The sequence below is a fragment of the Glutamicibacter sp. AGC46 genome, from assembly GCF_053543715.1.
Genome location: NZ_JBLVOJ010000011.1, coordinates 529,696 through 540,312, shown reverse-complemented (window position 1 = coordinate 540,312; position 10,617 = coordinate 529,696). Strand labels below are relative to the sequence as shown.

10 protein-coding genes are annotated in these 10,617 nt (G+C 60.0%); 1 reads left to right on the top strand and 9 read right to left on the bottom strand.

Translation table 11 applies throughout. The features are described from left to right. Nucleotides 1-75 precede the first annotated feature (75 nt). Nucleotides 76-270 carry a hypothetical protein gene (locus tag ACNPM8_RS07715; protein ID WP_105656786.1) on the bottom strand — a complete coding sequence of 65 codons (195 nt, stop codon included), beginning with the start codon at nucleotides 268-270 and terminating at the stop codon, nucleotides 76-78. 133 nt (nucleotides 271-403) lie between these two features. On the opposite strand from ACNPM8_RS07715, the gene map reads away from it, so the two are divergent. Beyond that, the gene (map, locus tag ACNPM8_RS07710; RefSeq protein ID WP_448939582.1) at nucleotides 404-1,279 is read left to right on the top strand and encodes a type I methionyl aminopeptidase; all 876 of its coding nucleotides are present in this window, start codon (nucleotides 404-406) and stop codon (nucleotides 1,277-1,279) included. Nucleotides 1,280-1,361: 82 nt separating this feature from the next. Here the strand turns inward: map and nrdR are convergent, their stop codons facing one another. From nrdR to ACNPM8_RS07670, 8 genes are all read right to left on the bottom strand, one after another. After that, on the bottom strand, nucleotides 1,362-1,850 hold the full coding sequence (nrdR, locus tag ACNPM8_RS07705) for a transcriptional regulator NrdR (protein ID WP_105656788.1): 489 nt from the start codon (nucleotides 1,848-1,850) through the stop codon (nucleotides 1,362-1,364). Between the two features lie 84 nt (nucleotides 1,851-1,934). After that, complete coding sequence (hisD, locus tag ACNPM8_RS07700) at nucleotides 1,935-3,287, bottom strand: histidinol dehydrogenase (RefSeq protein ID WP_105656789.1); 1,353 nt, start codon at nucleotides 3,285-3,287, stop codon at nucleotides 1,935-1,937. Nucleotides 3,288-3,364: 77 nt separating this feature from the next. Then, nucleotides 3,365-6,928, bottom strand: coding sequence for a DNA polymerase III subunit alpha (dnaE, locus tag ACNPM8_RS07695; RefSeq protein WP_105656790.1), 3,564 nt, complete (start codon nucleotides 6,926-6,928; stop codon nucleotides 3,365-3,367). A 106-nt stretch (nucleotides 6,929-7,034) separates the two neighbouring features. Continuing rightward, nucleotides 7,035-7,979, bottom strand: coding sequence for an RluA family pseudouridine synthase (locus ACNPM8_RS07690; protein WP_105656791.1), 945 nt, complete (start codon nucleotides 7,977-7,979; stop codon nucleotides 7,035-7,037). After that, a complete protein-coding gene (gene lspA, locus ACNPM8_RS07685; RefSeq protein WP_332485981.1) occupies nucleotides 7,976-8,557 on the bottom strand; it encodes a signal peptidase II in 582 nt (193 codons plus the stop codon). The genes ACNPM8_RS07690 and lspA overlap by 4 nt, the downstream gene beginning before the upstream one ends. Before the next feature lie 97 nt (nucleotides 8,558-8,654). Next, complete coding sequence (locus ACNPM8_RS07680; protein WP_105656793.1) at nucleotides 8,655-9,404, bottom strand: DivIVA domain-containing protein; 750 nt, start codon at nucleotides 9,402-9,404, stop codon at nucleotides 8,655-8,657. Nucleotides 9,405-9,634: 230 nt separating this feature from the next. Then, nucleotides 9,635-9,931 (bottom strand): YggT family protein, encoded by a 297-nt coding sequence (locus ACNPM8_RS07675; RefSeq protein WP_105656794.1) that lies wholly within the window; start codon nucleotides 9,929-9,931, stop codon nucleotides 9,635-9,637. 23 nt (nucleotides 9,932-9,954) lie between these two features. Next, a complete protein-coding gene (locus ACNPM8_RS07670; RefSeq protein WP_105656795.1) occupies nucleotides 9,955-10,506 on the bottom strand; it encodes a cell division protein SepF in 552 nt (183 codons plus the stop codon). Between the last annotated feature and the right edge of the window lie 111 nt (nucleotides 10,507-10,617).

The following is a 10,617-nucleotide window of genomic DNA, read 5'->3' as shown; positions in this document are numbered from 1 at the left end:
GCCTCGATGTCATCCATCGTGGCCCCCCACCGCTTTGCCATTCGCCGCACCGGCCTGGCTCGGTGCCCTTGACTTCTACTCGTCGTCTTCCTCTGCGTCGTCCCACGCCTCATTGCGTGCCTGGACCTTCGCCATTGCCGCTTCGGCTTCAGCAACCGTGTCATATGGGCCAAGCAACTGCGACCAATCAGACTGCGGGCCATTCTCCACGGTCTTGGTCGAGACGTTGTACCAGTACTGCCCCTCGCCCGGGGTGCCAACTGAGCTCATGGAAAACTCCTCTATTCTCGATTCTTGCTGCTTCTTCCACGGTATCCCAACCGGCGGAAAATAGGTGCAACACCACCTGTTCTATCGGCTATCTCCTAGCGAAGCGGCAGATACGTGAAGCTAGAATAAAAGCATGGCTATTGCTTCAACTGCACCCCTTGGAAATCTCACCGCCGGCACGGTCTCCCCGGAACTTCCGGTACCGAAACACATTGAACGCCCCGAATACGTTGGCAAGAAGGAACCTGCCAGCAACACGGCTTCGGAAATCAAAAGCCCAGAAGTCATCGAACGCATTCGCATAGCTTCAAGGATTGCCGCTCAGGCACTGCAGGAAGTTGGCAAGGCTTGCCAGCCGGGATCCACCACCGACCAGCTCGATCGGCTTGGCCACGAATTCCTCATGGATCACAACGCCTACCCGTCAACCTTGGGCTACCGCGGATTCCCCAAGTCGCTGTGCTCCTCGTTGAACGAGGTCATCTGCCACGGCATCCCGGACACCACCGTGTTGCAAGATGGCGACATCATCAATATCGATATCACCGCCTTCATCGGTGGCGTTCACGGAGATAACAACGCCACCTTCCTGGTCGGTGACGTGGATGAAGAATCGCGCCTGCTGGTCGAGCGCACCGAAAACTCGCTGAAGCGCGCCATCAAGGCCGTGATGCCAGGGCGTGAGATCAATGTGATCGGCCGAAGCATTGAAACCTACGCCAAGCGGTTCGGCTACGGCGTGGTCCGCGACTTCACCGGCCACGGCGTCGGCGAGGCCTTCCATTCCGGCTTGATCATCCCGCATTACGATGCGGCGCCGGCCTACAACACTCCCATCGAGCCGGGCATGGTTTTCACCATCGAGCCGATGCTCACCTTGGGCACCGTCGAATGGGACATGTGGGAAGACGACTGGACCGTGACCACCAAGGACAAGAAGCGCACCGCGCAGTTCGAGCACACCCTGCTGGTCACCGACGATGGCGCGGAAATTCTCACCCTGCCATAGCCGCTGCGACGCCTACGCCAAACGCCAGTGCCCGCGACCTCGAAAGGTCTGGGGCACTGGCGTTTGCTCTATGCGAAAACTGCTAGTCGGCCGAGAGCGGACGCTGGTTTCCCTGCGGAACCTTGCCACGGCGATCGCGCAGCCGGGCAATGGCGGTCTCGAAATCAGTCAGCGACTGGAAGTTGTGGTAGACACTGGCAAAGCGCAAGTAAGCGACCTCGTCGAGGCGCGACAATGGCTCCAAGATGGCCAAGCCCACCTGGTGGGCCGGGATTTCAGCAGCCCCGGAGGTCCGGACTGCCTCTTCGACTTCCTGGGCCAGGACGGCAAGGTCGTGATCGGTGACCGGGCGGCCCTGGCAGGCCTTGCGAACACCGTTAATGACCTTGTTGCGCGAGAACGGTTCTACGGCACCGGACTGCTTGAGCACGTTGAGGCTGGCAGTTTCGGTGGTGGTGAAACGGCGCGAACAAGCCGTGCACTGGCGTCGGCGGCGGATCGAGACGCCGTCGTCGGCAACTCGACTATCGACCACTCGGGAATCCGCATTGCGGCAATACGGGCAGTTCACGGCACCTCCATCTGTAGCCTAAGAAGCATTCTCGGTTCACCCATGGTGGCAAGAATCAACTCATGTCACCTAACAGTTTAGCGTCTATTGCGCGTTTCGCACCGCGACCGCGTCTCCATGGGCTGGCAGGTCCTCGGCATTGGCAAGATTAATCACGTGAGCGGCCACTTCGCCCAGCGCGGCCTTGTCGTAGTTGATCACCTGGATGGCTTTCAAGAAGGTATTCACGTTCAGCCCCGAGGCGTGCAGCGCGGTGCCACTGGTCGGCAGCACGTGGTTGGATCCTGCGCAGTAGTCGCCCAGCGAAACCGGGGCATAGGCGCCGACAAACACGGCGCCAGCAGCGGTGATGCGGGCCGCGGTGGATTCCGCCTCGGCCACCATGATTTCCAGGTGCTCGGCGGCGTAGGCGTTGCACACCTCGATCCCCTGCTCCAGGTCCTTGACCAAGATGACGGCCGATTGGGATCCTGACAGTGCCTCTGTCACACGGGCGGAGTGCTTGGTGGCGGCAACCTGCACCATGAGTTCCTTGCGCACGCCAGCAGCTAGTTCAGGTGAATCGGTAATCAGCACGGCCGCGGCGTTGGCATCGTGTTCTGCCTGCGAAATCATATCGGCAGCGACGAAGCCCGGGTTAGCTCCCTTGTCGGCAAGAATCGCGATTTCCGTAGGACCAGCTTCAGCGTCAATGCCTACCACGCCCTTGACCAAGCGCTTGGCGGTTGCCACGAACACGTTGCCTGGACCGGAGATCACGTCAACCGGTTCGATCCCGCCACGCTCATCGTTCGGCATGTCCACCCCGTAGGCGAACGCGGCAACAGCCTGGGCACCGCCCATGGCGTGCACCTCGTCGATGCCCAGCAGCTTGGCGGCAGCCAAGATGGTGGGGTGCGGCAGTCCGGCGAATTCCTTCTGCGGCGGGCTGGCCAGGGCTAGCGAGCTGACGCCGGCTGCCTGGGCAGGTACGGCGTTCATGATGACCGAGGACGGGTAGACGGCCAGGCCACCTGGCACGTACAGGCCGACGCGGCGCACCGGGACCCAGCGCTGGGTGACAGTTGCCCCGGTAGCGTAGCGGACTTCGGCGTCGTCCGGGCGCTGGGCCTTGGCGAATACGCGGGCGCGGTCAATGGATTCTTCCAGCGCCAGGCGAACCTGCGGGTCCAGTTCTTCCAGGGCGCGGTCCAGCTCATGCTGCGGCACACGGGTATGCTCCAGCTCAACGTGGTCAAAGCGCTGGGCCAGGTCCTTGAGTGTTTCCATGCCATGGGCGCGGACATCATCGATGATCTGCTGCACGGTTTCGGCAGCGGTCTGGGAGTTCATCTCCGGGCGCGGCAGCTTGGCTTTCAGCTGTGCGTAGCCCAGGGATTCGTTGCGCCAATCAAGGGTGGCGAGTGCTGAGAATTCGGTTTCTGGAATAGTGCTCACCTACCTAGTTTAACGCCGATGACCGGGGAAGGTTCATTAGTTACCTTCCCCGGTCATCCAAGCCGTGATCCGATTACCTATACGTCCAGGCAGTGCGGGCCCAGCAGCACCTTCAAATCGCCGAACAAGGCAGGATTGGGGTTTACCCTGAAGTTCATGCCCAGGCGCAGCAGCGAGGTGCCGCGGCTGCCGGTGAGCTTCACCCGCACCTCGGTGTTGCCACTGTGCGTGCGCAGCACATCACCCAGCTTCTGCACCAGGGTCTCGGTGGCCTTGTGTGTCGGAATGCCGATGACTACCGGTCCCCCGTTGGCATCCTCGGAAATTTCCGGGATCATCATTTCCTGCGCGTTCAGGGTGATGGAGCCGTCATCGCGGCGCTGCACGCGCCCCTTGATGACCACGATCAGGTCATCGGCCAGGATCTCGGCGATCGGCTGGTAGGCCTGGCCGAAGAACATGACCTCCATCGAACCGGAGAGGTCTTCGATCTCGCAGCGCGCATACGGGTTGCCGCTCTTCTTGGCGATGCGCCGCTGCAGACCGGAAATCATGCCGGCGATGGAAATGATGTGGCCATCCTGCGGGCCGTCATCCGAGAGCACGTGCGTGACCGGCATGTCAGCGTACTGGTCCAGGGCCGAGCCCAGTCCCTGCAGCGGGTGGTCGGAAACGTACAGGCCGAGCATGTCGCGCTCGTAGGCCAGTTTTTCCTTCTTGTCCCAATCGGGCATGTCGGGGATCGCCACGTGCATCGACTCCGAGGACTCATCCGCGCCCAGGGCGCTGAACAGGTCGAACTGGTTGGCCGCCTCGTTGCGCTTGACCTGGATCACCGAATCCACGGCCTCTTCGTGGATGGCCACCAGCGCCCGGCGTGGATGCTTCATGGAGTCGAAGGCACCGGCCTTGATCAGCGATTCAATGGTTCGCTTGTTGCAGACCACGGCCGGGACCTTGCCCAGGAAATCGTTGAAGTCGTTGTAGTTGCCCTTCTCCGTGCGGGCCTCGACCATGCCGGCCACCGCATTGGTGCCGACGTTGCGGATGGCGCCCATGCCGAAGCGGATATCCTTGCCCACTGGGGTGAAGTTCAACGCCGATTCGTTGACATCCGGCGGCAGCACGGTGATGCCGATGTGGCGGCATTCGTTCAGGTACAGTGCCAGCTTGTCCTTGTCATCGCCCACCGAGGTCAGCAGCGCGGCCATGTATTCGGCCGGGTAGTGCGCCTTGAGGTAGGCGGTCCAGTAGGAGACCACGCCGTACGCGGCCGAGTGGGCCTTGTTGAACGCGTAGTCGGAGAATGGCAGCAAGATGTCCCACAGGGTCTGCACGGCGGCGTCCGAGTAGCCGTTGTCGTTCATGCCCTGCTTGAAGCCGGCGAACTGCTTATCCAGTTCCGACTTCTTCTTCTTGCCCATGGCACGGCGCAAGATATCGGCCTGGCCCAGCGAGTAGCCGGCCAGCTTCTGCGCAATAGCCATAACCTGCTCCTGATACACGATCAGGCCGTAGGTGCCGCCGAGGATCTCTGCCAGCGGTTCAGCGAGCTCCGGGTGGATTGGGGTGACTTCCTGCAACCCGGTCTTGCGCAGGGCGTAGTTGGTGTGGGAGTTGGCGCCCATCGGGCCCGGACGGTACAGCGCGATCACTGCGGAGATGTCTTCGAAGTTATCGGGGCGCATCATCTTCAGCAGCGAGCGCATGGGACCGCCATCGAGCTGGAACACGCCCAGGGTGTCGCCGCGGGCCAGCAGGTTGTAGGCCTCGGGGTCCTCGATACTCAGGGTCTCGAGGTCGATTTTGGTGCCGGTGTTGTACTCGATGTTCTCCAGGGCATCGGAAATGATGGTGAGGTTGCGCAACCCCAGGAAGTCCATCTTGATCAGCCCCAGGCCTTCACAGGTCGGGTAGTCGAACTGGGTAATGACCTGTCCATCCTGGATGCGCCGCATGATGGGGATGACGTCGATGATCGGGTCCGAGCTCATGATCACGCCGGCGGCGTGCACGCCCCACTGGCGCTTCAGGCCTTCCAGGCCCTTGGCCGTCTCGAAGACGCGGGCCGCCTCCGGGTCATTGGCCACCAGGTTGCGGAAGTCCCCCGCCTCCGAATAGCGCTTGGATTGCGGGTTCTCGATGTCGTTCAGCGGGATGTCCTTGGCCATCACCGCCGGCGGCAGCGCCTTGGTCAGGGTCTCGCCCATGCTGAACGGGTAGCCGAGCACGCGCGATGAGTCCTTCAGCGCCTGCTTGGTCTTGATTGAACCGTAGGTCACGATCATCGATACGCGCTCATCACCGTACTTCTCGGTCACGTACTTGATGACCTCGGAACGGCGGCGATCATCGAAGTCGACATCGAAGTCGGGCATGGAAACACGTTCCGGGTTCAGGAAACGCTCGAAGATCAGGCCGTGCACCAGCGGATCGAGGTCGGTGATGCGCATGGCGTAGGCGACCATGGAGCCTGCACCCGAACCACGCCCCGGGCCAACACGGATGCCGTGGTCCTTGGACCAGTTGATGAAGTCGGCCACCACCAGGAAGTATCCCGGGAAGCCCATCTTGATGATGACGTCCAGCTCGTAGTCTGCCTGCTTGCGCGAAGCTTCTGGGATGCCGTTCGGGTAGCGGTAGTGCAGTCCCTTGTCGACTTCCTTGATCAGCCAGCTGGTTTCGTCCTCCCCCGGCGGGCAAGGGAATTTCGGCATGTAGTTGGCGTTCGTGTCGAAGGAGACCTCGACCCGGTCGGCGATCGCCAGGGTGTTGTCGCAGGCTTCGGGAAATTCCTTGAACAAATCGCGCATTTCGCGCGCCGATTTCAGGTAGTAGCCGGTGCCGGAAAAAGCGAAGCGGCTGCCGCCCTGGTCATAGGTGGGCTCGTCGAGCGTGGAGCCGGAGTTGATGGCCAGCAGCGCCTCGTGGGCCTTGGCATCGGATTCATGGGTGTAGTGCAGGTCGTTGGTAGCCACCAGCGGAATGCCCAGTTCCTTGGCCAGGCGCAGCAGGTCCTTGGTGATGCGGCGTTCGATCTCCAGACCGTGGTCCATGATCTCGCAGAAGTAGTTTTCCTTGCCGAATAAATCCTGCAGTTCAGCCGCGGCCGCCTTCGCCGCATCGTACTGGCCCAGGCGAAGCTTGGTCTGGACTTCACCCGAAGGGCAGCCGGTCGTGGCAATGAGGCCTTCGTGGTGCTCGTTGAGCAGCTCGCGGTCCCAGCGCGGGTATTTGCCGAACACGGAGTCCAGCGAGGCGCGGGACGAACCCTTGAAAAGGTTGTCCATGCCCTTGTTGTTGTACGAGAGCAGGGTCATGTGGTTGTAGAGGCCGCCACCGGAAACGTCATCGCCCTTTTGCGATTCGTCGGTACGCCATTTCACGCGGGTCTTGTCGTCGCGCGCGGTGCCCGGGGTGACATAGGCTTCTACGCCGATGATCGGCTTAACGCCAGCTCCGGTGGCTTGGCGCCAGAAATCGAAGGCACCGAACAGGTAGCCATGGTCGGTAATCGCCATGGCTTCCATGCCCTGCCGGTTAGCTTCGGCGAAGAGTTCGCCTAGGCGCGCCGCACCGTCCAGCATGGAGTATTCGGTGTGGGTATGAAGATGGACAAATCCGTCACGTGTAGCACTCACCCAACCAGTCTAGCGATCAAACCCGGACTTGGGCCCACCCCGGCGCGGTGCTGTGGCTAGCACGACACAAGGTGCTGCCGGCCAGTGGCCAACAGCACCTTGGAACTCAGTATCCGCCTTCGCGCAGCAGCTCGACGGCGCCTGCCAGATCCGCAGGATATTCGCTTTCGTATTCCATCCACTGGCCGGAGACCGGATGGGAGAATCCAAGACGTTTTGCATGCAGCCACTGCCGGGTCAGGCCCAGAGCGGCACCCAGCTTGGGATCCGCTCCGTAGGTCTGGTCTCCGGCACAAGGGTGCCCGAAGGCTGAGAAGTGGACGCGGATCTGGTGGGTGCGCCCGGTTTCCAGTTGCACCTCGACCAGCGAGGCGCGGCCGAAGGCCTCGATCACCTTGTAGTGGGTGACCGAGTCCCGCCCGCCATCCAGGACAGCGAACTTCCAGTCGTGGCCCGGGTGGCGCCCGATCGGCGCGTCGATGGTGCCTTCCAGCGGGTCAGGCAGGCCCTGCACCACCGCATGGTAGATCTTCTTGGGGGTGCGTTCCTTGAAGGCGCGCTTCAATTCCGTGTAGGCGCGTTCGGTTTTCGCCACGACCATCAGGCCGCTGGTGCCCACGTCCAAGCGGTGCACTATGCCTTGGCGTTCGGCGGCACCGGAAGTGGTGATGTTGTAGCCCTCGGCCATGAGTGCGCCGACAACTGTCGGGCCCACCCACCCCGGGGATGGATGGGCTGCGACACCCACGGGCTTGTCGATGACCACATAGTCATCGTCGTCCGCGATAATCTTCAGCTCTTCCACTTTCTCAACCTTAATTTCTAATGGGTCTGCCTGCGGCGGGATGGTGACTACCAGCTGGTCCCCCGCCTTGATCTTCAGAGATTTGGCAATGGTTCGTCCGTTGACCTGGATCTGCGAATCCTTGCAAAGGCTCGAAGCCAAGGTGCGCGGAATCTGCAGGGACCGGGAGATATAGGCGTCAAGGCGTGCACCGGCATCGGCTGGGTCAACCAGCAGTTCGTGAATGGTGGTTTCGTTCGAGATCATGCGTTTGGTTCTGCTTCGTCCTTGTTGGACTTGTCTTTCTTTGGAGGATCGCCAATGCTGCCATCGAGGTTGCGCCCGCGGATGAGCATGTATGCCACCGCGATCATGGAACAGACGATGAACGAGTCGGCGACGTTGAAGATAGCGAAGTGGGTGACGGAAAACATGTCTACCACATGGCCGAATCCGAAGCCCGGTTCACGAAACAGCCGGTCCACGACATTGCCCAGGACACCGCCGAGCAGGCAGCCCAGGGCTATGGCCCAGCTTCTGGACAGCACCTTGCGGAAAAACAGGTAAATGACGTAGACCGCGACTGCCGATTGCAGGATCGCGAAGACTATGGTGAAGTCTTCGCCGATGGAGAAGGCGGCACCAGGGTTCAGGATGTAGTGGATGTTGAAGAATCCGGGAATCACTTCAATCGATTGGCCAAGCCGCATGTTCTGTTCAACGGCAATTTTGACGGTTTGGTCCAGTACCAGCGCGATCAGAGCGATCACGAGGCCAAGGCCAACGTATTTCTTCGCCTTCGCGCCCGCGTTTCCGGATTGAACTGCGTCCACAGTGGTACCCATTATTTCCTCTTAAACGTCAACGGTGGTGATCGGAATGTATCCGTTCACCACCGTTGATCTTACTTGATAGCTAGCTCAAGTTATGAACTGTCAGCGACTAGCTGGTCTTGCCTGCCGCACCAGCATCGATCGAACCCTGGGACTCAAGGTCACGCAGCTGTCCTTCGATGTATGTCTTCAGGCGAGCACGGTAATCGCGTTCGAAGCCACGCAACTGCTCGAGCTTGCGCTCAAGAACCGACTTCTGCTGCTCCAAGGCCGACAAGGTCTTGCGGCTCTTCTCTTCAGCGGTGGTGACCAAGGTGTTAGCTTCGGTCTTCGCTTCGGAGATGATCTTGTCGCGCTGCTCGACACCGGCAGCGACGTACTCGTCGTGCAGACGCTGAGCCATGGACAGCACGTTGGCTGCCGACTCTGCGGATTCGGAGCGAGGAGTTGCAGCTGGCGCTGCTGCTGCGGCCGGAGCTGCAGGTGCCTTCTCAGCGGCAGCTGGCTTAGCTTCTGCCTTCTTTTCCTCAGCTGGCTTGGCAGCTGGGGTTTCTGCCTTCGCTGGCTCTGCAGGCTTAGCTTCTGCCTTCTTCTCTTCAGCTGGCTTAGCAGCTGGAGCAGCAGGAGTAACTGGAGCGGCCGAAACAGGTGCAGGAACAGCCTGCTCCTTCGATACCGAACCCGCATCTTCGCCAAGTTCGGCAAGGCGGCTGCGTAGAGCCTCGTTCTCACCGGTTAGGCGACGCAGCTCCACAACGATTTCGTCGAGGAAGTCATCTACCTCGTCTTGGTCGTAGCCTTCACGGAACTTGGTCGGCTGAAACCGCTTATTGACTACGTCTTCTGGCGTCAGAGCCATTGGGTCACCTCAATACTGGGATCATTTCCGCACGACCATTGTCTTGCCTTGCGAAACACTTACCGTTTTTGTCAGTGTCGCGACCGGTGAAGTCGGAGCACCATTTCCTAAAGGATATAACGATTTGGACAATTATTACGAAATCGAGCTTACGCGCGAGTCTCTTATTCTTTGAATCTACAGCTTTTGACTGCTCAGGACAATCCCCGTGAAGCACGGAAATGCCCTAATCAGATCCCTGTCCTGAGGCCCAGGTTGGCTACCACCGCTTTAAGAATGATTACGACGATGAACAACACAAGAAAGGACAGGTCAAGACGGATTCCGCCGAGATCCAGGGGTTTGATCTTCCGGCGCAACCAGCGCAGCGGAGGATCGGTAATCGACACGATTGCACTTGCGACAATCAATGCGATGCCTTTGGGTCGCCAGTGGCGAGCAAAGCTTTCCGTTACATCCAACACAATTCTCATTAAGAGCAGAATCTGGAGGATGGCTAAGGCGAGATAGATGATCCCGAACACCATTTTGTGCTTGTGCTCCTGGTGTCTTAGCTCTGATTAAAGAAGGTTGCTTGCGCTTCGGACTGCTTGCGATCTTCACCGAGGACCTCAACGGTCGCTGGTGAGAGCAAGAAGACCTTGTTCGTGACTCGCTCAATGGAGCCGTGCAGGGCGAAAACAAGACCGGCCGAGAAGTCGACGAGGCGCTTGGCATCGGTTTCACCCATGTCGGTGACATTCATAATCACCGGGATGCCGTCACGGAAGTTCTCACCGATGATCTTGGCATCGTTATAAGAACGAGGGTGGACGGTAGTAATCTGACGCAATTCGGAATCCTCATCCCGTACTGAAGGGGCACGCTTAATAGGGGTGACCGGAGCACGGTATTCCGTCTCTGGTTCTCTAGCTTGAGTTTGCGGCGCAGCCTGCCTTGCAACAGGCTGTGGGCGTGGGGCTTCGGCAGGTCGCTTTGGAGCTGTGTCCTCAACTACCCGAACCTGGGTTTTGGGCTCAGCGTGTTGTGTCTGGGTCTCTTCCTGCTCGACGGCGTCCGCCAAGCCGAGATATACCATTGCCTTACGCAGTCCGTCAGCCACGATGTTTCTCCTCGTTTATCCCATGCATGCAACCCCATTGCACGCTTCCGCTACTCCGACGCTACCGCACAAAATAATGCAGGCATCGTTCATTCGATCAATTCTTGGCGG